Origin of the sequence: Pseudomonas sp. PGPR40 (assembly GCF_022014505.1) — a bacterium.
GTDB lineage: Bacteria > Pseudomonadota > Gammaproteobacteria > Pseudomonadales > Pseudomonadaceae > Aquipseudomonas.
This window is the reverse complement of sequence record NZ_JAKLSP010000008.1, coordinates 43,374-67,665: the sequence shown is the minus strand read 5'-3', so window position 1 is coordinate 67,665 and position 24,292 is coordinate 43,374. Positions and strand designations below refer to the sequence as shown.

At 59.7% G+C, this 24,292-nt stretch carries 25 protein-coding genes and 1 pseudogene; 11 read left to right on the top strand and 15 right to left on the bottom strand.

Annotation, left to right across the window (positions count from 1 at the left end):
- Window positions 1–88: 88 nt before the first annotated feature.
- The 3 genes from MEB48_RS09230 to MEB48_RS09220 all read left to right on the top strand — a co-directional run bounded on the left by MEB48_RS09230 (window position 89) and on the right by MEB48_RS09220 (window position 1,995).
- Window positions 89–802 (top strand): OmpA family protein, encoded by a 714-nt coding sequence (locus tag MEB48_RS09230; RefSeq protein WP_237883885.1) that lies wholly within the window; start codon window positions 89–91, stop codon window positions 800–802.
- A 163-nt stretch (window positions 803–965) separates the two neighbouring features.
- Complete coding sequence (locus tag MEB48_RS09225) at window positions 966–1,244, top strand: DUF1145 domain-containing protein (RefSeq protein ID WP_237883883.1); 279 nt, start codon at window positions 966–968, stop codon at window positions 1,242–1,244.
- Window positions 1,237–1,995, top strand: a complete 759-nt coding sequence (locus MEB48_RS09220; RefSeq protein ID WP_237883881.1) for a collagen-like protein — start codon at window positions 1,237–1,239, stop codon at window positions 1,993–1,995. Before MEB48_RS09225 ends, MEB48_RS09220 begins: the two co-directional genes overlap by 8 nt.
- 110 nt (window positions 1,996–2,105) lie before the next feature.
- Here MEB48_RS09220 and MEB48_RS09215 read toward each other — a convergent pair whose 3' ends face one another.
- On the bottom strand, window positions 2,106–2,564 hold the full coding sequence (locus tag MEB48_RS09215) for a CopD family protein (protein WP_237883879.1): 459 nt from the start codon (window positions 2,562–2,564) through the stop codon (window positions 2,106–2,108).
- Between the two features lie 99 nt (window positions 2,565–2,663).
- Between MEB48_RS09215 and dinG the strand changes: the two genes are divergently transcribed.
- The 5 genes from dinG (at window position 2,664) to pdxH (ending at window position 10,738) form a co-directional block, all read left to right on the top strand.
- Window positions 2,664–4,808 (top strand): ATP-dependent DNA helicase DinG, encoded by a 2,145-nt coding sequence (gene dinG / locus MEB48_RS09210; RefSeq protein WP_237883877.1) that lies wholly within the window; start codon window positions 2,664–2,666, stop codon window positions 4,806–4,808.
- A gap of 94 nt (window positions 4,809–4,902) precedes the next feature.
- Entirely contained in the window at window positions 4,903–7,458 is a 2,556-nt protein-coding gene (locus MEB48_RS09205; protein WP_237883875.1) for a beta-galactosidase, read from the top strand.
- 252 nt (window positions 7,459–7,710) lie between these two features.
- Window positions 7,711–8,856, top strand: a complete 1,146-nt coding sequence (locus MEB48_RS09200; protein ID WP_237883873.1) for a serine hydrolase domain-containing protein — start codon at window positions 7,711–7,713, stop codon at window positions 8,854–8,856.
- Between the two features lie 112 nt (window positions 8,857–8,968).
- Window positions 8,969–10,066 carry an OmpA family protein gene (locus MEB48_RS09195; protein ID WP_237883871.1) on the top strand — a complete coding sequence of 366 codons (1,098 nt, stop codon included), beginning with the start codon at window positions 8,969–8,971 and terminating at the stop codon, window positions 10,064–10,066.
- 24 nt (window positions 10,067–10,090) lie between these two features.
- Entirely contained in the window at window positions 10,091–10,738 is a 648-nt protein-coding gene (gene pdxH / locus MEB48_RS09190; protein WP_237883869.1) for a pyridoxamine 5'-phosphate oxidase, read from the top strand.
- An 88-nt stretch (window positions 10,739–10,826) separates the two neighbouring features.
- On the opposite strand, the gene MEB48_RS09185 is transcribed toward pdxH, so the two are convergent.
- On the bottom strand, window positions 10,827–11,063 hold the full coding sequence (locus tag MEB48_RS09185; RefSeq protein WP_237883867.1) for a hypothetical protein: 237 nt from the start codon (window positions 11,061–11,063) through the stop codon (window positions 10,827–10,829).
- A 169-nt stretch (window positions 11,064–11,232) separates the two neighbouring features.
- On the opposite strand from MEB48_RS09185, the gene MEB48_RS09180 reads away from it, so the two are divergent.
- Complete coding sequence (locus MEB48_RS09180) at window positions 11,233–11,697, top strand: glycine zipper 2TM domain-containing protein (RefSeq protein ID WP_237883865.1); 465 nt, start codon at window positions 11,233–11,235, stop codon at window positions 11,695–11,697.
- A gap of 55 nt (window positions 11,698–11,752) precedes the next feature.
- On the opposite strand, the gene MEB48_RS09175 is transcribed toward MEB48_RS09180, so the two are convergent.
- From MEB48_RS09175 to nhaA, 4 genes are all read right to left on the bottom strand, one after another.
- Window positions 11,753–12,007 carry a colicin E3-like toxin immunity protein gene (locus MEB48_RS09175; protein WP_237883863.1) on the bottom strand — a complete coding sequence of 85 codons (255 nt, stop codon included), beginning with the start codon at window positions 12,005–12,007 and terminating at the stop codon, window positions 11,753–11,755.
- Between the two features lie 30 nt (window positions 12,008–12,037).
- On the bottom strand, window positions 12,038–12,289 hold the full coding sequence (locus tag MEB48_RS09170; RefSeq protein ID WP_237883861.1) for a pyocin S6 family toxin immunity protein: 252 nt from the start codon (window positions 12,287–12,289) through the stop codon (window positions 12,038–12,040).
- 10 nt (window positions 12,290–12,299) lie between these two features.
- Window positions 12,300–13,490, bottom strand: a complete 1,191-nt coding sequence (locus MEB48_RS09165) for an S-type pyocin domain-containing protein (protein WP_237883859.1) — start codon at window positions 13,488–13,490, stop codon at window positions 12,300–12,302.
- A gap of 121 nt (window positions 13,491–13,611) precedes the next feature.
- On the bottom strand, window positions 13,612–14,799 hold the full coding sequence (gene nhaA, locus MEB48_RS09160; protein WP_237883857.1) for a Na+/H+ antiporter NhaA: 1,188 nt from the start codon (window positions 14,797–14,799) through the stop codon (window positions 13,612–13,614).
- Between the two features lie 246 nt (window positions 14,800–15,045).
- Between nhaA and MEB48_RS09155 the strand changes: the two genes are divergently transcribed.
- Window positions 15,046–16,143 carry a PLP-dependent cysteine synthase family protein gene (locus MEB48_RS09155; RefSeq protein ID WP_237884037.1) on the top strand — a complete coding sequence of 366 codons (1,098 nt, stop codon included), beginning with the start codon at window positions 15,046–15,048 and terminating at the stop codon, window positions 16,141–16,143.
- A gap of 116 nt (window positions 16,144–16,259) precedes the next feature.
- Here MEB48_RS09155 and MEB48_RS09150 read toward each other — a convergent pair whose 3' ends face one another.
- The 3 genes from MEB48_RS09150 to MEB48_RS09140 all read right to left on the bottom strand — a co-directional run bounded on the left by MEB48_RS09150 (window position 16,260) and on the right by MEB48_RS09140 (window position 19,601).
- Window positions 16,260–17,873 (bottom strand): NAD(P)/FAD-dependent oxidoreductase, encoded by a 1,614-nt coding sequence (locus tag MEB48_RS09150; protein ID WP_237883855.1) that lies wholly within the window; start codon window positions 17,871–17,873, stop codon window positions 16,260–16,262.
- A 95-nt stretch (window positions 17,874–17,968) separates the two neighbouring features.
- The gene (locus MEB48_RS09145; protein WP_237883853.1) at window positions 17,969–18,634 is read right to left on the bottom strand and encodes a COG3650 family protein; all 666 of its coding nucleotides are present in this window, start codon (window positions 18,632–18,634) and stop codon (window positions 17,969–17,971) included.
- 367 nt (window positions 18,635–19,001) lie between these two features.
- Window positions 19,002–19,601, bottom strand: a complete 600-nt coding sequence (locus tag MEB48_RS09140; RefSeq protein WP_237883851.1) for a short chain dehydrogenase — start codon at window positions 19,599–19,601, stop codon at window positions 19,002–19,004.
- Window positions 19,602–19,706: 105 nt separating this feature from the next.
- Here MEB48_RS09140 and MEB48_RS09135 point away from each other — a divergent pair.
- Window positions 19,707–20,078 (top strand): annotated as a pseudogene (locus MEB48_RS09135) (LysR family transcriptional regulator); the annotation flags it as partial.
- 113 nt (window positions 20,079–20,191) lie between these two features.
- Here MEB48_RS09135 and MEB48_RS09130 read toward each other — a convergent pair.
- The 6 genes from MEB48_RS09130 to MEB48_RS09105 all read right to left on the bottom strand — a co-directional run bounded on the left by MEB48_RS09130 (window position 20,192) and on the right by MEB48_RS09105 (window position 23,975).
- Entirely contained in the window at window positions 20,192–20,677 is a 486-nt protein-coding gene (locus MEB48_RS09130) for a DoxX family protein (protein ID WP_237883849.1), read from the bottom strand.
- Window positions 20,674–21,435, bottom strand: a complete 762-nt coding sequence (locus MEB48_RS09125) for an HvfC/BufC N-terminal domain-containing protein (protein WP_237883847.1) — start codon at window positions 21,433–21,435, stop codon at window positions 20,674–20,676. Before MEB48_RS09125 ends, MEB48_RS09130 begins: the two co-directional genes overlap by 4 nt.
- Complete coding sequence (bufB, locus tag MEB48_RS09120; RefSeq protein WP_237883845.1) at window positions 21,432–22,286, bottom strand: MNIO family bufferin maturase; 855 nt, start codon at window positions 22,284–22,286, stop codon at window positions 21,432–21,434. The genes MEB48_RS09125 and bufB overlap by 4 nt, the downstream gene beginning before the upstream one ends.
- Before the next feature lie 25 nt (window positions 22,287–22,311).
- Window positions 22,312–22,617 carry a BufA1 family periplasmic bufferin-type metallophore gene (locus tag MEB48_RS09115; protein ID WP_237883843.1) on the bottom strand — a complete coding sequence of 102 codons (306 nt, stop codon included), beginning with the start codon at window positions 22,615–22,617 and terminating at the stop codon, window positions 22,312–22,314.
- A 267-nt stretch (window positions 22,618–22,884) separates the two neighbouring features.
- Window positions 22,885–23,577, bottom strand: coding sequence for an RES family NAD+ phosphorylase (locus MEB48_RS09110; RefSeq protein WP_237883841.1), 693 nt, complete (start codon window positions 23,575–23,577; stop codon window positions 22,885–22,887).
- On the bottom strand, window positions 23,571–23,975 hold the full coding sequence (locus tag MEB48_RS09105) for an antitoxin Xre-like helix-turn-helix domain-containing protein (protein ID WP_237883839.1): 405 nt from the start codon (window positions 23,973–23,975) through the stop codon (window positions 23,571–23,573). Before MEB48_RS09105 ends, MEB48_RS09110 begins: the two co-directional genes overlap by 7 nt.
- Window positions 23,976–24,292: the final 317 nt, after the last annotated feature.

The following is a 24,292-nucleotide window of genomic DNA, read 5'->3' as shown; positions in this document are numbered from 1 at the left end:
CCCTTGTATTCCGCGGCTTGTACAGTCGCGGATGCGGGTCTTTACTCCTGTGTGACCGGTATGAGCCGGTGACACAGGAGCATTCACAATGAGCGTTCTCACAAGGAGCGTCTTACCGGTTCTGCTGCTTGGCAGTCTTCTGACCGGTTGCGCGACTCACAGCGATGGCACTGCCCCCCTCAATCAACGTACCTGGCCGATCTGCAGCGTCATAGGCGGATTGGTCGGCGGTGGCTTGGGCGCGCTCGAAAGCAGTGGCTGGGCGGCGGGTGGAGCAGCGCTCGGGATCTTGACCGGTGGCCTGATCTGTTATGCCCAGGATGGTGATGAAGACGACGATGGTGTTTTCGATCGACGTGATCGCTGTCCCGATACCCCGGCAGACACTCCGGTCGAACATCACGGTTGCCCGCTGCCGCAATACCCGGCCAGCGTGAAACCTGCTGAACCACCGGTCTCCGAAGTCATCACCCTGAACGGTAACGTGCTGTTCGCTTACAACCAATCCGACCTGATGCCCGAAGCGCGTAGTCAGCTGGATTCGCTGATGGCCAAATTGCAGAACGCCGATGTAGTGAGCGTTAAAGTTGTCGGTCATACCGACAGCCAGGGTTCGGACGCCTATAACCAGAACCTGTCGGAACGTCGTGCCAGCAGCGTGGCGGCCTACCTGTTGGGTCAGGGGGTGACGCCGAACAAACTCACCAGCGAAGGCAGGGGCGAAAGCCAGCCGGTGGCCGATAACGACACGGAAGAAGGGCGGGCGCAAAACCGTCGCGTGGAGTTGCACATCAATCGCTGAGGTCTGTGGTTGTAAGCCCTGTAATAGAGCCGTCGGACGACGATCCAGGTCGGTCCGGCGGACAAGCGGCGACCTCCCGGAAGAATTTTTTGTTGGCCTCTGGCTTATCCCGCGTGTAAGCCGTTACTGTGCGCCCAAAGAATAATTCTCAACGGGGGAGCGTATGAAGGTGTTTTGGGGGCTGGGGAAGTTGTTGACCCTGCTGTTTTGGCTGGTGGTGCTGGTCAATCTGCTCATACCGTTTACTCATCCTCTGCACCTGTTGGTCAATCTGGCGGGCAGCGTGTTGGCAGGGCTCCATCTTCTGGAGTTGGTGTTCTGCAACCGCAGCCTCAAAGGTCGAGCCCATCCTTGGCGTGATCGCCTGAAAATCGTCGTTTTCGGCGTTTTCCACCTGCAAACCATTCCGGCCCCAGCGGCTTCGAAGGCCTCCCATGCGTAAACTCTGTCTGCTCGCTGCACTGATCAGCCCATTGGCCTGCGCACAGGTGGTGAGCGTCGAAACCAACTCGCTGATGCGCTTGCCCAATACCGCCAGTACGTTGCAACTGGAGCGGCTGGAAGTCGCCGATTACGGCACCTTGCTGATTCCCTCGAATGTGACCGAAGTGACGGTTGGTGAACTGCACTTGGGGCGTGATGCGCGGATTGCCATTGTGCCAAGTGAACAAGCGCTGGCGTTGAAGGTCAGTCGTGCCGAGTTGGCCGAAGGCAGTCAGATCACTGCGCGAGGCGCGCCGGGAACTTACCTCAAGGCCGCCCGCTCCGGGCGCAATCTGGATGTGCAGATCAAAGCGTTGAACGCGCCGCAGTTGTCGGTAGATGCTCGCGGTGGCGCAGGCGCTCCCGGGTTTGTCGGCCTCGACGGGGCCAATGGTCAAGCACCGGGTTGTACCTGGGGCCAGGCCGGTCGCGGTGCCGATGGCAGTAATGGCAGCGACGGCCAACCGGGTGCGCCAGGGGCGTTGGTTCGGCTGGAAGTGCCGCGTGATTATCCTGCGCAGCAGATCAAGGTCGAGGTTGCGGGTGGGGTTGGTGGCGCGGCAGGACCGGGGGGCAAACCGGGAGCGGGTGGCAAGGCCAAGGGCTGTTTCGTCTATAAAGCCGATGGCGGCAAGAGCGGCCATCCCGGTGCCGATGGCCAGCCAGGGCCTGCGGGGGTGGCGGGTTCGGTGAGCATTCAGCGGTTGTAAGCCCTCAAGCGATCGTTCCCACGCTCTGCGTGGGAACGCAGCCCGTGACGCTCCGCGTCACTGGACGCGGAGCGTCCCTTGAGGAATTCCCACGCAGAGCGTGGGAACGATCACGGCCGAGCCGCAGCAATAGCCACCAGCACCAAGCCGACCATCAGGTTAATCCCCACCAACCGCCGAATCCTGCCCAGCACCGCCGCACCCGTCGGCCAGTCCTGAGCCGCCACCGCTGTGCGCAGTTCCGGCAGCAGCAACGCCTGAATCCGGATAAACAGCGCCGTCATCACCACATACAATCCCATCATCACCTGCACATACCGCGGCGCCGCTTCAAATCCGGCAAACTGCAGATGAATCATGCCCACGCCGCTGATCGGCAAAAGCACCACCGCGATCCAGACCCAGCGAAAAAAACCTTGAAACACTTCCACCCACAGCTTCAACCGGGCAGGACCCTCCAGCGCCTTCATCGCTGCGGGGCGCAGGACCATCCAGGCGAAAAACATGCCGCCGACCCACACCAGGGCGGCCAGGACATGCAGGGTATAAACGATGCCAAAAGGTGTCATTGAGGTACTCCGTTCTGCGCGGGATTAATTAGCGGGGTATGATAGCGGCCGATCCGAACCACTGAAAATTTATCCAGCCTTTTTTGCGCCCGACAATCCATGATCAGTACCGAACTCAAAACCACGATCCAGGGCGCCTACTCGCGTTTTCTCGAAGCCAAGAGCCTCAAGCCGCGCTACGGCCAACGCCTGATGATCGCCGAAATTGCCAAGGTCCTCGGTGCCATCGACACCGACGATGAAGGCCGGCGCAGTGGCGACCCCGCGATTGTCGCGGTGGAAGCCGGCACCGGTACCGGCAAAACCGTGGCCTACAGCCTGGCGGCCATCCCGACCGCGAAAGCCGCCGGCAAGCGTCTGGTGATTGCCACGGCCACCGTGGCCCTGCAAGAGCAGATCGTCTACAAGGATTTGCCTGACCTGATGCGCAACAGCGGGCTGAATTTCAGCTTCGCCCTGGCCAAGGGCCGCGGGCGCTACATGTGCCTGTCCAAGCTCGATATGTTGCTCCAGGAAGGCCACGCGCAAACGGCCACCGCGCAGCTGTTCGAAGAAGAAGGCTTCAAGATCGAGGTCGATGAGGCCAGCCAGAAGCTGTTCACCAGCATGATCGAGAAGCTCGCCGGCAATAAGTGGGACGGCGACCGCGACAGTTGGTCGACGGCGCTGGAAGACGCCGACTGGGCGCGTCTGACCACCGATCATAGCCAGTGCACTAACCGTCATTGCCCGAACTTCGGCCAGTGTGCCTTCTACAAGGCCCGGGAAGGCATGGGCAAAGTCGATGTGATTGTCACCAACCACGACATGGTCCTGGCCGACCTGGCTTTGGGCGGCGGCGCGGTATTGCCGGACCCGCGTGACACCATCTACGTATTTGACGAAGGTCACCACCTGCCGGACAAGGCCATAGGCCACTTCGCCCATTACACACGCCTGCGTTCCACCGCCGACTGGCTGGAAACCACTGCCAAGAACCTCACCAAATTGCTGGCCCAGCACCCGCTACCGGGCGATCTGGGCAAGTTGATCGAACAGGTGCCGGAGCTGGCTCGGGAGATCAAGACCCAGCAGCAGTTCATGTTCAGCGCCTGCGAGCAAGCCGCCGACTTCAAGCCCGGCGAAGACGTCGAAGGTCGTGAGCGGCCACGTCATCGCTTTGTTGGCGGGGTGATTCCCGAGCACATGCGCGAAATGGGCATCGAGTTGAAGAAAGGCTTCGCGCGCCTGACCGACTTGTTCACCCGGCTCACCGAACTGCTCAAGGAAGGCATGGATGGCGAGGTCAACATCGGCATCGCCAGCAACCAGGCCGAAGAGTGGTATCCACTGTTCGGCAGCCTGTTGTCACGATCTTCGGGCAACTGGGAGTTGTGGACCGCCTTCACCGTCGAAGACCCGGAAGACAACCCGCCCATGGCCCGCTGGCTGACCCTGGCCGAAAGCGGTTCGCTGTTCGACATCGAGGTCAATGCCAGCCCGATCCTCGCGGCGGAAATGCTCCGGCGCAACCTGTGGAACGTGGCTTACGGGGCGCTGGTGACATCGGCGACCCTGACCGCCCTCGGTACCTTCGACCGCTTCCGCATGCGTGCCGGCCTGCCTAAAACAGCCGTCACCGCGGTGGTCCCGAGCCCGTTTCATCACGCCGACGCCGGCGTGCTGCGGGTGCCGGACCTGAAAGCCGACCCGCGTGACGCGCCGGCTCACACTGCGGCGATCATCCGCGACTTGCCGCAACTGGTAGAAGGTTCCCGTGGCACCCTGGTGCTGTTCTCGTCTCGTAAACAGATGCAGGACGTGTTCGACGGTCTGGACCGCGACTGGCGCAAGCAAGTGTTCATTCAAGGCAACCTGTCGAAGCAGGAAACCCTGAACAAGCACAAGGCGCGGGTGGATGGCGGGGATTCCAGCGTGCTGTTCGGCCTGGCGAGTTTTGCCGAAGGCGTGGACTTGCCCGGTGCTTACTGCGAGCACGTGGTGATCGCCAAAATTCCGTTCTCGGTGCCCGACGATCCGGTCGAAGCGGCGCTGGCGGAATGGATCGAGGCTCGCGGTGGCAATCCGTTCATGGAAATCTCCGTGCCGGACGCCTCGCTGAAACTGGTCCAGGCCTGCGGTCGCTTGCTGCGGACCGAAGAAGATCGCGGCACCATCACCTTGCTCGACCGTCGTCTGGTCACGCAACGCTACGGCAAAGCTATTCTCAATGCGTTGCCGCCATTCCGTCGTGAAATTTCCTGATGCACCGGTGGGCAAATAGGCCCACCGCGTTGTCTACCTCACGCCACTGCTATTTCACTGGCCCATGATGGTCGTTAGGGAGAACCACGTTCCTATGATTTGCCGTTCGTTACCCGCCGTTTTTGCCTTGATGTTTGCAGCTCCTTTACTGGCGGCCCCTGCCGGCCAGCAGACGCTGTTCAACTTTGTGCGTCCCGCCGACGTGGTCCAGGTGGCGACCCAGGACGCCAGCCTTCCGCAATCCAACGCGGAGCAAACGGCCGAAGGCGAAGTGTTGCGCCGCGTGACCTTCAACCCGGTTGCCCAACCGACCTTGCGCTTGACGCCGCAGACCGGTGCCTGGGACTGGTCGCAGTCAGGCGTCATGAGCCTGCGGATCCAGAGCGCGATGAACTGGGCCGTGACGCTGTATGTGAAAATCCAGAGCAACGACGGCAAGACCCTGGTCAGCCGTGTCGATCTGCCGGCCGGCCCTGCGCAAACCCTGCTGGTGCCACTGCAGCCGAGTTCGCCGCTAAGCCAGGGCATGAAGGCCGGTCCTCCGATGCCGATCAATTTCGAAGGGCAGCGTGTATTGCTGGCCAGCAGCAGCGGTGAGCTGGACCGCAGCCAAGTGGTGTCGGTGACCTTGTCGATGGATCAGCCGAAAGTCGCCCAAAGCATCTTGCTCGAACGCTTCGGCGTGCAGGACGGGGAGGCTGTCACCAAGGCCGCTTATGGCGGTCTGGTAGACGCTTATGGTCAATCGACCCGGGCCAAATGGCTGGAGAAGGTCAGCAGCGACGAGCAACTGAAGTCCGCCGCGGCCAAAGAACAGCAACAACTGAAAACCTGGCTGGCTGAGCGCGAGAAGACCTCGCTGGACAAATTCGGCGGCTGGACCAAAGGCCCGGCGTTCAAGGCCAGCGGGTTTTTCCGTACTGAAAAGCGTGATGGCCGCTGGTACCTGGTGACGCCGGAAGGGCATCCGTTCTATTCCCTTGGCGTCAACAGCGTAACTCCGAGCGTCAATCAGACCTACGTCGCCGGACGCGAATGGATGTTCGAGTCCCTGCCCAAACCCGACGAGCCCCTGGCCGCTTTTTATGGTGAGGGCGACAACCGTGGCGGCAATGGCGCCGATCAGGGCCGAGCCTACAACGCCGGGCGCTGGTACGATTTCTATGGCGCCAACCTGCAGCGTCTGTATGGCAAACCTTGCGTACCGGACAGCGACACCAAGGCCGGTATCGCCGAAGCCGCCAAGGCCGATGCAGTCGAGGCGACGACCGATAAAATCGCCGAGCAATCGGCGCCGCCTGCGGCGACCGAATCCGGGGCCGGGGTGGCCGACGCAGCCAAGACCAGCGCCGTTGAAGCGTCGGGCGAAAAAGCGCCTGAGCGAGTGGTCGTCGAACCCTGCAAAGTGGTTTTCGACGAACAACGCTGGGCCGGTCACACCCTCGATCGCCTGCAAGCCTGGGGCTTCAACACCATTGGCAACTGGAGCGCACCGGTGTTGGGCAATGCTGACCGTGTGCCATACACCTTGCCACTGTCGATCGTCGGCGATTACGCCAGCATCAGCACTGGCACCGATTGGTGGGGCGGCATGCCCGACCCCTTCGATCCGCGTTTCGCCATGGCCACCGAACGCGCCGTGGCCATCGCCGCCCGCGACCATCGCGACGATCCGTGGCTGATCGGTTACTTCGCCGACAATGAGCTGGCCTGGGCCGGCCCCGGCGATGACCCGAAGGCTCGCTATGCGCTGGCCTATGGCACTTTGAAAATGACCACCGACGTGCCGGCCAAACGCGCATTCCTCAAACAACTGCGAGACAAATACCGCAACCAGGCGGGCCTTTCCAAAGCCTGGGGCATTGATCTGCCGGCCTGGGAATTGATGGAAGACCCGGGCTTCGTGCCGCCGCAGCCGAGCGCCGAATACCCGGAAATCGAAGCCGACTTCAAATACTTCCAAAAAGTCTTCGCCGACACCTACTTCAAAACCGTCTCCGACTCGCTCAAATGGCATGCGCCGAACCAGTTATTACTGGGGGGGCGTTTTGCCGTCAGCACCCCTGAAGCGGTCGAGTCCTGCGCACAATACTGCGACGTGTTGAGTTTCAACATGTACACCCTGCAACCCCAGGACGGTTACGACTTCGCCAGACTGCGCAGCCTGGACAAGCCGGTGCTGATCACCGAATTCAACTTCGGTTCGGCGGATCGCGGCCCGTTCTGGGGCGGCGTGACACAACTGGCGAAAGAAGAAGACCGCGGCCCGGCCTACGCCAACTTCCTCAAACAGGCAATGAGCGAACCGTCGATTGTCGGGGTGCATTGGTTCCAGTACCTCGATCAACCGGTGACCGGTCGCCTGCTGGACGGCGAGAACGGGCACTTCGGCCTGGTGGGCATTACTGACCTGCCGTTCCAGGGCTTCGTCGACACTGTGCGCAAAAGCAATGTGCAGACTGTCGATCAACTTGGCAAAGAGGTCGAGAAAGCCGAGAAAGCCAAAGCCGAGGCGGAAAAAGCCGCCGACAACCATGAGGGCGAGGGCGAGGGCGAGGGCGAGGGCGAGGGCGGCAAGCAAGGCGCTGCCGGCAAAGGTGCGGAGCAGGGCGCCGGCCATGCGGGTGGGCATTCGGGTAATGGTCATTAACAGCTGAGACCGCGTTATCGTTCTTCGCGGGCAAGTCGGATCGCCGCACCGCTCGCTCCTACAGGATTTATGTCGCTCACGAACCAATCTGTAGGAGCGAGGCTTGCCCGCGAAGGCGTCGGTACAGGCACTATAAATTTCCGATTCATTTCCATGACAGGGCGACCGCCCGGCCCGACCCTGTTCCCAAAACCCACAAGGGCTGGAACAATGCGGGCCACTTTATAGAGCGTTTATCCGGGAGAGTTGCGGGTGCAGATTCAGGGTCATTACGAGCTTAAGTTCGAAGCGGTGCGCGAAGCGTTTGCGGCACTGTTCGACGATCCTCAGGAGCGTGGCGCGGCGTTGTGCATCCGCATTGGCGGTGAAACCGTTCTCGACCTCTGGGGCGGTACCGCCGACAAGGACGGCACTGAAGCCTGGCACAGCGACACCATTGCCAACCTGTTTTCCTGCACCAAGACCTTCACTGCCGTAGCCGCGCTGCAACTGGTGGCCGAAGGCAAGCTGCAACTGGATGCCCCGGTCGCCCGTTACTGGCCCGAGTTTGCCGCCGCCGGCAAAGAATCCGTGACCCTGCGCCAACTGCTCTGCCATCAGGCCGGCCTGCCGGCCCTGCGCGAGTTGTTGGCTCCTGAAGCGCTTTACGACTGGCAGACCATGGTCGATGCCCTGGCCGCCGAAGCGCCATGGTGGACACCGGGTCAAGGTCACGGTTATGCGGCGATCACCTATGGCTGGCTGGTCGGTGAGTTGCTGCGTCGCGCCGACGGTCGTGGGCCCGGCGAATCCATCGTGGCGCGGGTCGCGAAGCCTTTGGGACTGGATTTCCACGTCGGCCTCGCCGATTCAGAGTTCTATCGTGTGGCGCACATCGCCCGTAGCAAGGGCAACCTCGGCGATGCCGCAGCCCAACGCTTGCTGCAAGTGACCATGCGCGAACCGACGGCCATGACCACCCGAGCCTTCACCAACCCGCCGTCTATAATGACCAGTACCAACAAACCGGAATGGCGGCGTATGCAGCAGCCGGCCGCCAATGGCCATGGCAATGCCCGCAGCCTGGCCGGTTTCTACGCCGGCTTGCTCGACGGCAGCCTGCTGGAAAGCGAAATGCTCGACGAGCTGACCCGCGAACACAGCGTCGGCGAAGACAAGACTTTATTGACCCGGACGCGCTTCGGCCTGGGTTGCATGCTCGATCAACCGGACGTACCCAACGCCACCTATGGCCTCGGCCCACGGGCGTTCGGTCACCCGGGCGCTGGCGGCTCCACGGGTTTTGCTGACCCGGAACACGATGTGGCCTTCGGCTTTGTGACAAATACCCTGGGACCGTACGTCTTGATGGATCCACGAGCGCAAAAGCTTGTGCGAGTACTGGCCACTTGTCTGTAAATCACGCTTAAGGGGGCCAGGGCCGGAACCCGAAAGCCTTTGTGGTTTCAAAGCGCTGTTTATCCGGGCTAACCCGGTCTGATTTTTCATTACTTCATTTTGTGGATATCCAATGTCATCCAATAAAACCCTCGCCCTGGCCCTGTGCTTCGCTATCACCGGTTGCGCACAGACCCCACAAAATGACGCAGACGGCGGCAGCTGGTGGCCGTTCGGTTCTTCCGACAAGGTTGCGACCAAAGAGCCGGCGCCGGCCCCGCTGAAACCTGCTGCAACAGCACCCGTCGCCAAGGCTGACAGTGCATCCCCTTGGTACTGGCCGTTCGGTTCCGATGACGCTGCCGACAAAGTGGCCAAGCTGGACGTGAAGCCGGAAGTTAAAACTGAAGCCAAACCGGTCGCTGTGGCCAAGGCTGAAGCCGATGCCGGTGGCAATTGGTGGTGGCCGTTCGGCGGCAAGGAGCAGAGCACCGCCAAAGCCGTGCCGATGCCCGATCCGAAAGTCACTCAAGCCTGGCTCGATGACTACGAACCGCGCCTGCGCGAGGCGATCAAGGACAGCAACCTGAAACTTGAGCGCCGTGAAAACGTGCTGGTCGTCACGGCACCGGTAGAAGGCTCGTTCAACCCTGACCGTCCGTCCATGCTGCTGCCGGTGACCCTCGGCCCGTTCACCCGTGTCGCGAAAATCCTCGAAGTCGATCCAAAGACTGCCGTACTGGTACTCGGTCACAGTGATACGTCGGGCGCCGCACCGGCCAACGTCAAGCTGAGCCAAGAGCGTGCCCAGGCAGTGGCGGCGATCTTCCGTCTCAGCGGTCTGCAGCGTGATCGCCTGATGCTGCGTGGCATGGGCGGTGAGGCTCCGCGTGCCGCCAACGACAGTTCTGAAGGTCGTGCCTTGAACCGTCGCGTCGAGCTGTTGGTGACGCCAGCAAACACCATGGTCGCATTGCTGAGCAAGTACAACATGCCGGCTCCTGCACCGATGAAAACCATGATCGCTGCGCAAGACATCAAGCCTGTCGCCAAACCTGTGACACCGGCGCCTGCTGCGAAGAAAGCGGCTGTTCCTGCGACGAAAAAGGCTCCGGCCAAAAAAGCGGCCGCCAAGGCACCAGCCAAAAAAGCAGTGGTGAAAAAGACTGCGCCGGCCAAAGCTGCTGCCGACACCAAGAAAGTCGCCACCGCCGACGCCACAAAGCAGTGATTCGTTAACCAAAAGGAATGCGCCATGACCCGGCCCTTGGCAGATATGCGTCGCGACTACACCCGAGATGGCCTGACCGAGGCGCAAGCCCCGGCCGAGCCGTTCGCGCTGTTCCATCAATGGTTTGCCGACGCGGTGAAAACCGAGCAGGTGCCGGTGGAGGCGAATGCCATGACGTTGGCCACCGTCGATCAAGACGGTCGGCCGCATTGCCGCATCCTGCTGCTCAAGGGCCTGGACGAGCAGGGCTTCACCTTCTTCACCAACTACGAAAGCGACAAAGGTCAGCAACTGGCAGCCAATCCATTTGCGGCCATGACGTTCTTCTGGCCAGCCCTGGAGCGCCAGGTGCGTATCGAAGGGCGGGTGGTGAAGGTCACGCCTGGAGAGTCCGACGCCTACTATCAGGTTCGCCCTCTGGGCAGCCGTCTCGGTGCCTGGGCCTCGCCCCAGAGCCGGGTGATCGCTGATCGCGCCGAACTGGAAGCGCTGCTCAAGAACACCGAGCAACGTTTCAGCGACTCCCAGCCTCACTGCCCCGAACACTGGGGCGGTTATCGTTTGCTACCCGAGCGCATCGAATTCTGGCAGGGCCGACCGAGCCGTCTGCACGATCGCCTCAACTACCGCTTGCAGGGCGCCGACTGGGTTCGTGAACGGCTGGCGCCGTAAATAGCCTAGTGAGTGAACCGCTTTTTGTAGGAGCCCGGCTTGCCGGCGAAGGCGCCCTTAAGTGCGCCTTCGCCGACAAGCCGGGCTCCTACGTGTTGGGATAACCTGCCGCAGCAGCCTCCAGCCATTGCTGCAGATCCCGTCGCTTGATCTTCTGCGCTTGAGCGTTCGCCAGTTGCTGGAGCATGAAGGCTCTTTTCCGTTCGTCTTTACCCGCCAGTGACAACGCCAGATCGCGGTCCATCCAGCGTTTGATCCGCACGTACAGCCACCAATGGAAGTACAAGCCGGCGACGGTCGTGACGACAATGATGAAGTAATCCATGAAAATCCTTGGGTCAGCGGCGCAGATTTTGTAATTTGACGCTACTGTGTGCTGAGTTCGAGAAAGTGCCTGTATCGGGCCTGAATGAAACCAATTTTATCCGGGTGATGTCGTGACAGGCGTCAAGCTGCGGAGTTTAATGGATACCTGTCCTATGGAGTTTGATGCTATGCGTAAGTCTGTTCTGCTGGTTGCTTCCTTTTCCACGATGGCGATGTTGCTCACTGGCTGCCAATCGAGCTTGACCGGTGACTCCTACTCCCGTGACGAAGCGCGTCGGGTGCAGACGATTCGCATGGGCACCATCGAAGCCCTGCGTCCGGTGAAAATCGAAGGCACCAAAACCCCGATTGGCAGCGCCGCTGGTGCAGTCGTGGGCGGTGTCGGCGGTAGCTCCATCGGTGGCGGTCGCGGCAGTATCGTCGCAGCGGTCATCGGCGCCGTCGCCGGCGGCCTGGTGGGTTCGGCTGCCGAAGAAGGCCTGACCCGTACGCAAGGTGTTGAAATCACCGTGCGTGAAGACGATGGCAGCATGCGTGCCTACGTACAACAGGTTCAGGAAAACGAAGTGTTCCGTGTTGGTGAGCGTGTGCGGATTGCTACGGTTGATGGGACTAGTCGCGTTACGCACTAAGCGGGAACGGGTAAAACAAAACCCCGATCAGGTGACTGGTCGGGTTTTTTGTTTTTTACCAATGATCACGATAGACGAACGAAATCTGATAATCGTAGACGGGGAACTCAATGGCATGTTGAAAATGGGGCTGAAGTATTTTGATCCAATGTGGAGAGACGTCAAAACCGCCATTATTTATGTTGTTTTTGATTGGTAGCCCTAGTGCTTCAATTACCGCGCCATCACCCCCGAAATCGTTGGATAATTCATTTCCAACGCCTATTTCAGTTGTCTTGTCGTACCACTCAAGTCTGATTCTTAATCCCATCTGAATTTCTTTCTCACATAACCATGACTTTCATTGTTTTGTGCAAGTGCCCATAAAATATTCCAGGCCCTCTGGGAATTGGACGCCCAGAAGCTCTGTTAGCGCCACTACCTGATTTTCGTTTAAAAGTAACTCTCCAGGTTCCAATTCATTAAGCGATTTTGACTCAATGAGTTGGGCTACTTTTTCATTGAGTTCAATGCCGTCGATATCCAGTTCAAATTGTAAAGAATCGTCCTGTTTATCGTCCGGGTAAAAGCCGGTTATTAAAAGGTAGCGCATGCATTAGTCCTTAATGTCTTGAGGTTTTTCTGCCAGGTTTCGCAGGTTTTGTTTGTTCGCCTGTAATATGGTTGTACTCACCGACATGAACTCCCAATTTGTCGTATTTTTCCACAGCATTACTCTTGTAGTCCCATTCATAAATTCTCCCCTTCCGGTCGACCCAACGGGCTCGCTTCTTTCCACCTCCTTGAACAGATGACTTCGACTTTACTCGGGTTGCATCAGGGAATGCGGGCAGGGTTTTCGGGTGGTCGTAGTAGGTATGATCCCCGGTCTTACTGAGGACTATATAAACCGGCAACACCCCCGAATCCGCCGGAAACACAAGAATGAAATCCTTGTACTCAGGCGGATACACCGGGTTCACGATGATGCTGTCAGCCGCCTTCGTCGGCGGATAAACCCAGATGTGCGGTGCTTGCGGTGCGGCTTCCAGCGCGGGGATGCCAAGGATATTTGAACCATCCTCGGCCGGTGTCCAGATCAGCTCAACACCATCCCCAAGGTCAGCCACTTGCTGACTGCCGCGCAAGGTGAGTTGCACGACATCGACCATTTCCCAGTCACGGTTTTTGCCGGTATAGAAACCGTATCCCTTGAGACTGCCGTCAGCCTGTTGCTCGACCCGCAGGCGAACGCGAGTGCGGGCCTGTTTGAGGGATCGCAGTTGATCTTCTGTGTAGAGCGAGCTGTCGCCGAGGTTCGACGGGATGACCAGGGCAACCAGCCCCGTCAGCGTGGCGGCAGCGGTGCTGACGGCAACTGCGGGCAATGCGGCGAATGCCGAACCGGCTAGTGCAAAACTACCGAAACCCACCGGAATCGCGGTGCCGCTGATTTTCTTCAGCGGTACGACGCCACTTTCATCGGCCTCGCGAGCACCGAGCAGAACCAGTTCGCCGTAGTCTTTCAGACTGTCAGTCGGAACAACGCCGGAGGGATTCGAGTAATCGATGATTGCATCGGGCAGCTTGCAGGACTTGGCAAACACGCATCCCGCGCGGACAACGTCGTCCTTTTTTGCGACGACTTGAAGGCTGTCTTCGAAGGCCTGTTGTCTGGCGAGCATGGCATCGTAGGCGTTTTGCCTGGCATCCCGCTCGGCCAGTTCGGTGGCCGTCATGTAGCGGTGAGTGATGTGATGCCCGTCACCTGACGGTGGGTTTTGCACCCGGGGAATGTCCTTGTTGCCAGCCACTGATTGTCCTTTCGTTCGTCCATCGGCAGCCCCCGAAAGAGGGGCTGCGCGACGTTAACGAACGTGGTTAATCGTGGCTGTAGGACGAATCCTGAATGTTGCTAAGAGTGTTCTCTATCGTTCAGGACGGCAGCGCAGTGCTCTTGCGACTCGCCGCCGCCGTCACCGCATAACCGATCAACGCCGCCAGAATCGAACCGGTCAGAATCCCCATGCGATCCATCCCGGCGTATTCACTGGAGCCGGGCACGAAGGCCAGGGAACCGACAAACAGGCTCATGGTGAAACCGATGCCGCAGAGAATGGCCACGCCCAGTATCTGGCCCCAGTTGGCGCCTTGGGGCAGGGCGGCGATGCCGATTTTCACTGCCAGCCAGGTCAGGCCGAACACGCCGACCATCTTGCCCAGCAACAGGCCGATGGCGATGCCCATCGGCACGTCGTGGGTGAAGCTTTCGACGGTCACGCCGCTCAGGGACAGGCCGGCGTTGGCGAAGGCGAACAGCGGCAGGATGCCGTAGGCCACCCACGGATGCAGGGCATGTTCCAGGGTCAGCAGTGGCGAAGGCTCGGCGTTTTTTGTGCGCAGTGGAATGCAGAAGGCCAGGGTCACGCCGGCCAGCGTGGCGTGCACGCCGCTCTTGAGCACGCAGACCCAGAGGATCAGCCCGATGATCATGTACGGCCCGAGTTTGACCACGCCGAGTCGATTCATCCCGATCAAGGCCGCGATGCAGGCCGCCGCCAATGCCAGGGACAAGGTCGACAGTGCGCCGGAATAGAAAATCGCGATGATGATGATCGCGCCCAGGTCGTCGATGATCGCCAGGGTCATCAGGAACAGTTTCAGCGACACCGGCACGCGTTTGCCCAGCAGGGCCAGTACGCCGAGGGCGAAGGCGATGTCGGTGGCGGTCGGAATGGCCCAGCCACTCAGGGCTGGCGGGTTATCACGATTAAGGAACCAGTAGATCAGCGCCGGCACCACCATGCCGCCAATCGCTGCCGCGCCGGGCAGGACGATCTGCGACGGTTTCGACAGTTGGCCGTCGAGCACTTCGCGTTTCACTTCCAGGCCGATCAGCAGGAAAAACAGGGCCATCAGGCCGTCGTTGATCCACAGCAGCAGTGGTTTGGCGATTTTCAGCGCGCCGATCTGAGCCACCACGGGGGTGTCCAGCAGCGCGCTATAGAGCCACGACAGCGCTGAATTGTTGATGATCAAGGCGAGGACAGCCGCGGCGATCAATAACAGACCGCTGGCAGCTTCCAACTGAAAGAAACGCGTGAACGTGCTACGCAGAGGCAAGGTCGCTCTCCATCGATGAATTCAAAAGGTGGCACACCCTAACCCGTACCGTTAGTTGTTAAAACAAAAGTTATATTCTTTTTTGTTATATACCGTTACAAGGTGGGCGGTCAGCAAAGGTCTGAGCCTAGCAGTTGCCGGACGTATTGGACCTCAGCTGTATCTGTGCATGATGTAGGTTCTTTCCTAAGCTTGTGGGCTGAGCCTTGCGACAAGGCCGACTCTGCCTGATTCAACGAGAAAACCATCATGAGCGACAACCGACAGTGGGCCCGCGAAGCCATCCGGATCATTGAAGCTGACTTCCAGCGCAGCGCCGACACCCACCTGATCCCCTTGCCGCTGCCGGGGTTGCCGGGCATCGAGTTGTATTTCAAGGATGAGTCGAGCCATCCCACCGGCAGCCTGAAACACCGGCTGGCGCGCTCGTTGTTTCTCTACGCCCTGTGTAACGGCTGGCTCAAACCCGGTGCGCCGGTAATCGAAGCTTCCAGCGGTTCGACGGCGATTTCCGAGGCGTACTTCGCCCGCCTGCTGGGGTTGCCGTTCATTGCGGTGATGCCGGCGACCACCTCCAAAGAGAAGATTGCGCAAATCGCGTTCTACGGTGGCCAGAGCCATCTGGTGGACGATCCGACGCAGATTTACGCCGAATCCGAACGCCTGGCTCGCGAACACGATGGGCACTTCATCGACCAGTTCACCTACGCCGAGCGCGCCACCGACTGGCGGGCGAACAACAACATTGCCGAATCGATCTTCCAGCAGATGCGTTTCGAGCAGCATCCGGAGCCGAGCTGGCTGATTTCCAGCCCCGGCACCGGCGGCACCACGGCGACGCTGGGCCGTTACGTGCGCTATCGCCAGCACTGCACCCGCGTGCTGTGCGCCGATGCCGAGCGTTCGGTGTTCTTCGATTATTACCAGACCGGCGATGCCAGCCTGCGTCTGGATTGCGGCTCACGGATTGAAGGCATTGGTCGGCCACGGGTGGAAGCGTCGTTCCTGCCCAAGGTGATCGATGCGATGGTCAAAGTGCCGGACGCGTTGTCGCTGGCGGCCATGCATTACCTGGCGCAGCGTTTGGGGCGACGGGTTGGCGGATCGAGCGGGACCAACCTAGTCGGCGCTTTGATGGCAGCCCAGCAGATGGTGGCGGCAGGGGAGTCGGGGTCGATCGTGGCGATTCTGTGCGATGGTGGCGAGCGCTATGCCACCACTTATTACGATCAGGCCTGGCTCAAGGCCCAAGGGTATGAGTTGAGTGGGTTGATGGATGCCGTGGCTGCGAGTGTCGAGCGCGGCGAACTGCTGCCGGCTAGCGTGTTGCGCGCAAACATCTGACAACCAAAAATCAAATGTGGGAGCGGGCTTGCTCGCGAAAGCGGCTTCATATTCAACAGAGATGTTGACTGATCCACCGCTTTCGCGAGCAAGCCCGCTCCCACATTTAAATGGGGTCAGGCCTCGAGGCCAAGGATGTCTCGGGCCACCGCTTCAGCGATGCGAATCCCGTCGACGCCCGCCGACAGAATCCCGCCCGCATAACCTGCACCTTCACCGGCCGGGTACAAGCCCTTCACGTTCAAACTCTGCATCGACTCGTTACGGGTAATCCGCAGCGGCGATGAGGTGCGCGTCTCGATCCCGGTCAACACCGCGTCATGCAGCGAGTAGCCCCGAATCTGCTTCTCGAACGCCGGCAAGGCTTCGCGAATCGCTTCAATGGCGAACGCTGGCAATGCCAACGCCAAATCGCCCAAGGCAACACCCGGCTTGTAGGACGGCTCGACACTGCCCAATTCAGTCGACGGCTTGCCTGCGATGAAGTCGCCGACCAGTTGCGCCGGTGCTTCGTAATTGCTGCCGCCCAACACAAAGGCGTGGGATTCCAGGCGTTCCTGCAACTCGATGCCGGCCAGCGGGCCACCTGGATAATCGACTTCTGGAGTAATCCCGACGACGATCCCGGAGTTGGCGTTGCGCTCGTTACGCGAGTACTGGCTCATGCCGTTGGTGACCACCCGGTTCGGCTCGGAAGTCGCCGCCACCACGGTGCCGCCCGGGCACATGCAGAAGCTGTAGACCGAACGACCGTTCTTGGCGTGATGCACCAGTTTGTAGTCGGCAGCGCCGAGTTTCGGGTGCCCGGCGTATTTGCCCAGGCGCGCGCGGTCGATCAGCGATTGCGGGTGCTCGATACGGAAACCCACCGAGAACGGCTTGGCTTCCATGTATACGCCACGGCCGTGAAGCATGCGGAAGGTGTCCCGGGCGCTGTGGCCGAGAGCCAGAATCACATGTTTCGAATGGATCTGCTCGCCGCCATTGAGCTCGACGCCGACCAGTTGGCCGTCCTCGATCAAGACGTCAGTGACGCGCTGCTGGAAGCGCACTTCGCCGCCCAGGGCGCGAATCTGCTCACGCATGTTTTCCACCACACCGGTCAGACGGAACGTACCGATGTGCGGTTTGCTGACGTAGAGGATTTCTTCCGGCGCGCCGGCCTTGACGAACTCGTGCAAGACTTTGCGCCCGATGAATTTCGGGTCTTTGATCTGGCTGTAGAGCTTGCCGTCAGAGAACGTCCCCGCGCCGCCTTCGCCGAATTGCACGTTGGATTCGGGGTTGAGCACGCTTTTACGCCACAGACCCCAAGTGTCCTTGGTGCGCTGGCGCACTTCGGTGCCGCGTTCGAGGATGATCGGCTTGAAGCCCATCTGCGCCAGCAGCAGGCCGGCGAAAATCCCGCACGGACCGAAGCCCACGACGACAGGACGTTGCTCAAGATCAGCCGGCGCCTGGCCGACTGCTTTGTAGCTGACATCCGGCGCCACGTTGACGTTACGGTCATCGGCGAATGTGTGCAGCACCGACGCCTCATCGCGAACGTTGAGATCGATGGTGTAGATGAAGCACAGTTCGGAGGACTTTTTGCGCGCATCGTAGCTGCGCTTGAACAAGGTGAAATCGAGCAGGTCATCACTGGCGATGCCCAGGCGCTGCACGATGGCAGGGCGCAGGTCTTCTTCGGGATGGTCGATCGGCAGCTTGAGTTCGGTGATTCGTAACATGACGGGATCCGGTTCGCGGGGCGCACAACTGCGCCAAGGCGTTTGAAGCCCGCGATTATAAGCCTCAAAAGATGATTCCCGTGAGGCTAAAACGATCAGTCGTTACGCGATCCGCCGAAATACCCACAGCCGCGTTGCACCTGACGATCGATGCGCAGTTCGGCGCTCATGTGCTGCACGCTGCCGGTGCTGCTGTCGACGCAGCGTTGCGGCGCGACCCAGAGCTCGATGCGCTGATTATTGGCTTCGGTGCTGAGGTTGAAGCGGCCATCGCCCAGTTGCTCTTCAACGTATGGCAGGGCCAAGGGCGGCTGACCGGCGCGGTCGATGACCATGCCTTTGCCGCTGACTTTGACGTTCCATTCAGGGCCATGGCCGGCGGCGCGCAGAGTCAGTTGTTTGAAATTGGGATCGTCGCACGCCGTGCCCGAGCGTTCGATGCGGTACAGCTGCGCCAGATCGAGTCGGCTATCGGCACCACTGGCAACGATCCGGCCGCGCACATCGGCAAACAATTTGCCCTGATCATCGGCCAGGGTCGCGGCCTCTTGCAGGACGCTGGTGCCGCCGGTGTCGTTGACCACATAACTGCGCTGCTCATTGCACGGCTGGAACAGCAACTTGCCGTCGGCCGCCGTCAACTGGCCCTGCATGCGGGTCTGGCCCACATGGGAAGCACTTTCGCGCGAGCCATCAAACAACTGGCAGGCGGCGAACAGCGGAAGCAGGGCAACCAGCACTAAGGAACGGGCAACACGCATCTTTGAGTCTCCTGACAAGTGTCGCCACGTTACTCAGCCTGACCGCTCATCACAACCCTGCAATGTCTCTGTAGGACCCGGCTTGCTGGCCGAAGGCGTTTTCATGGGCACCGCATGCCACGAGGCCGCCTTCGCTGGCAAGCCAGCTCCTACAATATTGTGAACGACACCGACCCCGTAGGAGCCGGCTTGCCGGCGAAGGCGTTTTCATGGGCACTGCATGCCGTGAGGCCGCCTTCGCTGGCAAGCTATTGTGAACGACGCGAACCCCGTAGGAGCCGGCTTGCCGGCGAAGGCGTTTTCATGGGCACTGCATGCCGTGAGGTCGCCTTCGCTGGCAAGCCAGCTCCTACGGGGCGTGTTCGATTTAGCCGACGTGGTAGGTCTGGCCGGTCTGCAAGCCTTCCACGCTTTTGGCGTAGGCCAGCGCCACTTCGGCGGCGGGCACCGGTTTGAAACCACGGAAGTACGGGGCATAGCTGCCCATGGCTTCGACCAGCACGTTCGGGCTGACCGAGTTGATGCGCAGACCGCGCGGCAGTTCGATCGCCGCTGCGCGGACGAAGCTGTCCAGAGCGCCGTTGACCATCGAGGCCGAGCTGCCGGTACGAATCGGATCGTGGCTGAGGATGCCGGTGGTGAAGGTGAATGATGCACCGTCATTGGCGAATTCCCGGCCGATCAGCAGCAAGTTGACCTGGCCCATCAGCTTGTCCCGCAAGCCGAGCTCGAAGTCTTGTTCGGTCATGGTCGCCAGCGGCACGAAGTTGACGCTGCCGGCGGCGCAGATCAGCGCATCGAAGTTGCCGGTCTGTTCAAACAATTTGCGGATCGAGGCGCTGTCACTGATGTCGACCTGAAACTCACCGCTTTTACGGCCAATACGGATGATTTCGTGGCGCTGGGACAGTTCATGGTCAATCGCCGAACCGACGGTGCCAGAGGCGCCAATCAAAAGAATTTTCATCGTGCTGTACCTGAATGGGTTGGATTTGAATTTAAGTTTAGAGTGGTTTTTCCATTGATAAGCAGGCTAATAGGCAACCTTTGGTTTTCAAATGGAAACAATCCGATGAGCGAAATGGATGACCTCGCGGCATTCGCGGTGTTGATCGAGGCAGGCAGTTTCACCCTGGCGGCGCAGCAACTGGGTTGCAGCAAAGGGCAACTCTCCAAGCGCATCACCCTGCTGGAAACGCGGTTTTGCGTGGTGTTGCTGCAGCGCACCACGCGCCGCTTGAGCCTGACGGCGGCGGGTGCGGCGCTGCTGCCGCAAGCTCAGGCGCTGGTGGTTCAAGTCGAGCGAGCGCGTCAGGCCTTGGCGCGGTTGAAAGACGACATGGCCGGCCCGGTGCGGATGACGGTTCCGGTTTCATTGGGGGAAACGTTCTTTGATGGCGCACTGCTGGAATTTTCCCGGCAGTACCCCGAGGTGCAGATCGAACCTATTTGATCGGCTGGTTCAAGCGCAGTGGCGAGGCATTGGATCGGCTGCAACGATAGCGAGCAAGCTCGCTCCTGCATTGGATTTTCATCGTCTGGGGTTATGAGATCGCGTCAGCGGGCGTAACGTCGGGCAATCAGATGATCGATCGACAACTTGCCCGGCCCGGTCGCCATCAAGTACAGCAATACCGCAGCCCAGGTGCCGTGGGTTGGATAGGCATCGGGGTACACGAACAGCTGAATAGTCAGCGTCATACCCAGCAGTGCCAATGCCGAAAAACGTGTGGCGAAGCCGATCAGAATCAGCACTGGAAAGAAATGCTCGGCGAAAGCCGCCAGGTGCGCCGCCAGTTCCGGGGAGAGCAACGGCAGCTGATATTCGCTCTTGAACAACGGAATAGTCGAGTCCGCCAGCCTTGGTACGCCGAATTGAAACGTGCCGTCGATCAAGTCGATGGCCAGGCCTTCCACCTTGGTTTGCCCGGACTTCCAGAACACCGCGGCAATGGAAAAACGCGCGATAAAAGCGATCAGGCTGTGGGGTATTTTTTCCAGCAGCGCGATAGCGCGGGTGATGGGGTTCTGATGGGTGTTCATGGCGATACCTTGGCAGGGTGCAAATGGATGACGGCGTTGTGGCCGATCAGCAGCGCGAGGGTTTGGCTGAGATCGAAAGCGGGCAGGTTCTCTAACGCCTGGCCCAGGGGCTGGCCGAGTTGCAGATTCTGAATGAAGGTGCTGGCGCCGTGGTCGATGGCAAAGACTTCAACCTCCAGATCGTTGCGCAACACCAGTGCGTGTTGCCTGTGATCCAGAACAATTGCGGCCAGCGTCGCATCCTGTTGATGCGCCGCCCATATCGAGACCACAGCGAAGGTTGACGTCAGCAGATTCAGGGATGGATGTAACCCGACCGCAAGTTGGCTCAATGCCTGCGGGTCCGACAGCGCGGAGGCGATCTGCTCATGGCTCAGGGGTTGCGCGTCGGCGGCGTGATAGGCCTGAACACGCAACCGCTCCAGCCGCGCCATGTCGGCCAGATAAGGCACGCTGGCTGCCGGTTCAAAACTGTCGATAAACTCGGCGAAGTCCTTGCCGTAGTCGTTGATGAGTGGGCTTTGAGGCGGGTAACTCCGCACATACAATCCCGCCATTGCCCGAAAGAACTCATCGCCCACCAATTGCAACACTACCGGGTAACCCTCCGCCAACGCGTCGATCAGCGAGCTCTGCACATTGTTGCGATACACCGCGAAACGGCTGGCTGGGTCGGCGCCGTTGGCACTGAGCAAACCCTCGGGGCAGGGCCGTTGCGGCTCGAGCAGGGCGGCGGCAAAAGCGGCTTGAGTGCTCATGATTGGCTCCCCGCGCGATGCAGCAATTCATCAGCCTGGCAGGCTTCGGCGTGCAGCACGCTGAAGGCCGGTAACCGGTTATCGCGCTCGATCAATGTGGCGATCGGCCCGATTCGATCCAGCACTTGCCGGTACAGCGCCCACACCGCGTGATCGATGGGCGCACCGTGATCGTCGATCAGCAGACGGTCGCCGAGGCTGTCGGTGTCTTCGGCAAACCCGGCCAGATGAATCTCACCCACTGCGTGCAACGGCAGTGCATCGATATAGGCCAGCGGATCTCTTTGGTGATTGATGCAGGAGACGTAAACGTTGTTGACGTCCAGCAGCAGGCCGCAGCCGGTGCGGCGAATGACTTCGCTGATGAAATCGGCTTCGTCCAGGGTCGAGCGCTGGAACGCCAGATACGTCGCCGGGTTCTCCAGCAGCATCGAACGTTTGAGGGCGCTCTGTACCTGATCGATGTGCTCGCAGACGCGGTTCAGCGTCGGCGCATCGTAGGCCAGGGGCAGCAGGTCATTGAGAAACACCGGACCATGGCTGGACCAGGCCAGGTGTTCGGAAAAGGACTGGGGTTGATAGCGTTCGATCAGCGCGGCCAGCCTTTGCAGGTGCTGAAGATCCAGCGGACCTTCGGCGCCGATGGACAGGCCAACGCCGTGCAGCGACAGCGGATACAGCTCGCGGATCAACCCCAGAAAATGATGAAACGGGCCGCCGGCCACCATGTAGTTTTCGGCGTGGACTTCGAAGAAACCGATGTCCGGTTGTGCACCGAGCACTTCACGAAAGTGCTCGGTCTTGAGCCCCAGCCCGGAGCGGGGCGGGAGCCCCGAGAATAGCGTGTTCATGGTCGTCACTCAGGCCGGGTTCTGATTACGACTTGGCTTTGTAGGCTTCCAATTGTCCGTAACCGGTTGGCGAGGTTTTGCTTTCGATGGTGGTGCAGGTGCCTTTAGGGACATGTTTCCAGGCATTGGTCTGGTAATCGGTTTTTGCGGTACCGGCGCAGGTCGTGCCGGGGCCTGCGGCACAATCGTTTTTGCCTTTCATGGCCACGCCATAGCATTTTTCCATGTTGTCGTCAGCGGCGTGGACAGTCGACACGCTGGCCATGCTCAGGGCAGAACCGAGAGCCAGAGCCAGGGCGGTGGCGGACAGGGTGCGGGTGGTAGCAGTCATGATGTCTCTCCGAAATTGAGCTTGGGATGGCAAGCGTTTGTGCTTGCTTACTGCTTTAGAGAAACGACAAGGCGATGCGTTACAGCTCACCACAAAACTTTTCAGAAATCCTCAGAGCACCACATCCCTGTGGGAGCGGGCTTGCTCGCGAAAGCGGTGTGTCAGCCAACATCTCTGTTGAATGTGATACCGCTTTCGCGAGCAAGCCCGCTCCCACAGGGTGGATGTAGGCGGTATGACAGTGGCATCTACCGCGCCGGTAACATGTCAGGCAACGCTGATTTTATTGACGCCGGTGATCTGACCGTTCCAAATCATCTCGTAGTGGGCTGTTTGAATGACTGAGGAGACGGGGCTGGGGGTCATCAGCGCCCAGCAGTAGTTAGCAGGCATACGCACAGAGTTGTATCGCAGACCAAAGTAGCCTGACTCCTTGACTGCCTTTCCCAAACGATGGGAGTGCGTGTAATCGACAGGATCGTAGATCGGATCGCTCATCGGAATGGAGACGGCATCCCTCATGGCTTCGTCAACGAACGTGCAGGATAAACCCCGGAAAACGAACCGCTCGTAATTGAGGCCCTGAACTTTCGACCAATACTGATTCTGATGATATTGCACCTCAGCCAGCGCGGTATCCATCGAGGCTGCCAGGTACAGAACGCCGAAACTGCCATCACTGAAACGCGAACCCGCGGGGTTGACGTGGGTGAAAGGCGCTGTCGCGTAAGAGCACCCAGGGATGCCAAACGGAATCTGCGCACGGGGTATCAGCTCAAGCCGACCGACCTCATTTTGCAGCCGCGGATTGGTGAGGGCCTGTATCTGAAACAAAACATCAAATTCGTCCGCGTCCGCCACGTCGTCAAACAGCGCAATGGGCGGAAACTTTGAATTGACCAATCGGTAGGCCTGCAACTGTTCACCGGCCAATGCTGGCAGTTGGCTCACCATTACCATTGTGCGCCTCGCAGCATATCGATCCGCCGAAACGTCTCGTACAGGGAAATCATGTCCCCCTGGGACATGATGTCGAGCGGGGTACGGCCGTTGAAGAACTCGTTTTCGTTCGCCATCGCCGCAAAACCATAGACGTTCTCAGGGTTATCAAAAACAAGGCGCAGAGTGGCGTGGATGTTGAGAATAAAACTGATGCGCTGCATCTGGTCTGAATCCAGGCTTACGGACCAATCGGGATCGCGCTGCTTGGCTCGTGAGTATGTACTGCGGGAAATGCGCAGGATACGACAGGCCTGATCGCTCGACGCCTGCCACTTTTCGAGTATGCCTACAGCGGCTCGCAAGCCAGTCACGCACTGGTCTTTGGTGAATTCTTGAGCTTGGGAGATTGCTGTCATGGTGGTCACTATGATTCTGTCTGTGGATACAAATATATTAATAATGTATCTGTAGATCAAGCGGCGTTTCGGTCCCCAGTTGAGCACGTCGTTTCACTGCGTAGGAGCTGGCTTGCCAGCGAAGAAGGCCTCACATCATGCAGTGCCTATAAAAACGCCTTCGCCGGCAAGCCGGCTCCTACGGGATTTGCGGCGTTCACGGCATCTGTAGGAGCTGGCTTGCCAGCGAAGAAGGCCTCACATCATGCAGTGCCCATAAAAACGCCTTCGCCGGCAAGCCGGCTCCTACGGGATTTGCGGCGTTCACGGCATCTGTA

What these genes read in the sequence shown, in the direction of transcription:
- MEB48_RS09230 (WP_237883885.1), top strand. Translation starts at nt 89, where the DNA reads ATGAGCGTTCTCACAAGGAGCGTCTTACCGGTTCTGCTGCTTGGCAGT.
- MEB48_RS09225 (WP_237883883.1), top strand. Translation starts at nt 966, where the DNA reads ATGAAGGTGTTTTGGGGGCTGGGGAAGTTGTTGACCCTGCTGTTTTGG.
- MEB48_RS09220 (WP_237883881.1), top strand. Translation starts at nt 1,237, where the DNA reads ATGCGTAAACTCTGTCTGCTCGCTGCACTGATCAGCCCATTGGCCTGC.
- MEB48_RS09215 (WP_237883879.1), bottom strand. Translation starts at nt 2,564, where the DNA reads ATGACACCTTTTGGCATCGTTTATACCCTGCATGTCCTGGCCGCCCTG.
- dinG (WP_237883877.1), top strand. Translation starts at nt 2,664, where the DNA reads ATGATCAGTACCGAACTCAAAACCACGATCCAGGGCGCCTACTCGCGT.
- MEB48_RS09205 (WP_237883875.1), top strand. Translation starts at nt 4,903, where the DNA reads ATGATTTGCCGTTCGTTACCCGCCGTTTTTGCCTTGATGTTTGCAGCT.
- MEB48_RS09195 (WP_237883871.1), top strand. Translation starts at nt 8,969, where the DNA reads ATGTCATCCAATAAAACCCTCGCCCTGGCCCTGTGCTTCGCTATCACC.
- pdxH (WP_237883869.1), top strand. Translation starts at nt 10,091, where the DNA reads ATGACCCGGCCCTTGGCAGATATGCGTCGCGACTACACCCGAGATGGC.
- MEB48_RS09185 (WP_237883867.1), bottom strand. Translation starts at nt 11,063, where the DNA reads ATGGATTACTTCATCATTGTCGTCACGACCGTCGCCGGCTTGTACTTC.
- MEB48_RS09180 (WP_237883865.1), top strand. Translation starts at nt 11,233, where the DNA reads ATGCGTAAGTCTGTTCTGCTGGTTGCTTCCTTTTCCACGATGGCGATG.
- MEB48_RS09175 (WP_237883863.1), bottom strand. Translation starts at nt 12,007, where the DNA reads ATGGGATTAAGAATCAGACTTGAGTGGTACGACAAGACAACTGAAATA.
- MEB48_RS09170 (WP_237883861.1), bottom strand. Translation starts at nt 12,289, where the DNA reads ATGCGCTACCTTTTAATAACCGGCTTTTACCCGGACGATAAACAGGAC.
- MEB48_RS09150 (WP_237883855.1), bottom strand. Translation starts at nt 17,873, where the DNA reads ATGTTACGAATCACCGAACTCAAGCTGCCGATCGACCATCCCGAAGAA.
- MEB48_RS09145 (WP_237883853.1), bottom strand. Translation starts at nt 18,634, where the DNA reads ATGCGTGTTGCCCGTTCCTTAGTGCTGGTTGCCCTGCTTCCGCTGTTC.
- MEB48_RS09140 (WP_237883851.1), bottom strand. Translation starts at nt 19,601, where the DNA reads ATGAAAATTCTTTTGATTGGCGCCTCTGGCACCGTCGGTTCGGCGATT.
- MEB48_RS09130 (WP_237883849.1), bottom strand. Translation starts at nt 20,677, where the DNA reads ATGAACACCCATCAGAACCCCATCACCCGCGCTATCGCGCTGCTGGAA.
- MEB48_RS09125 (WP_237883847.1), bottom strand. Translation starts at nt 21,435, where the DNA reads ATGAGCACTCAAGCCGCTTTTGCCGCCGCCCTGCTCGAGCCGCAACGG.
- bufB (WP_237883845.1), bottom strand. Translation starts at nt 22,286, where the DNA reads ATGAACACGCTATTCTCGGGGCTCCCGCCCCGCTCCGGGCTGGGGCTC.
- MEB48_RS09115 (WP_237883843.1), bottom strand. Translation starts at nt 22,617, where the DNA reads ATGACTGCTACCACCCGCACCCTGTCCGCCACCGCCCTGGCTCTGGCT.
- MEB48_RS09110 (WP_237883841.1), bottom strand. Translation starts at nt 23,577, where the DNA reads ATGGTAATGGTGAGCCAACTGCCAGCATTGGCCGGTGAACAGTTGCAG.
- MEB48_RS09105 (WP_237883839.1), bottom strand. Translation starts at nt 23,975, where the DNA reads ATGACAGCAATCTCCCAAGCTCAAGAATTCACCAAAGACCAGTGCGTG.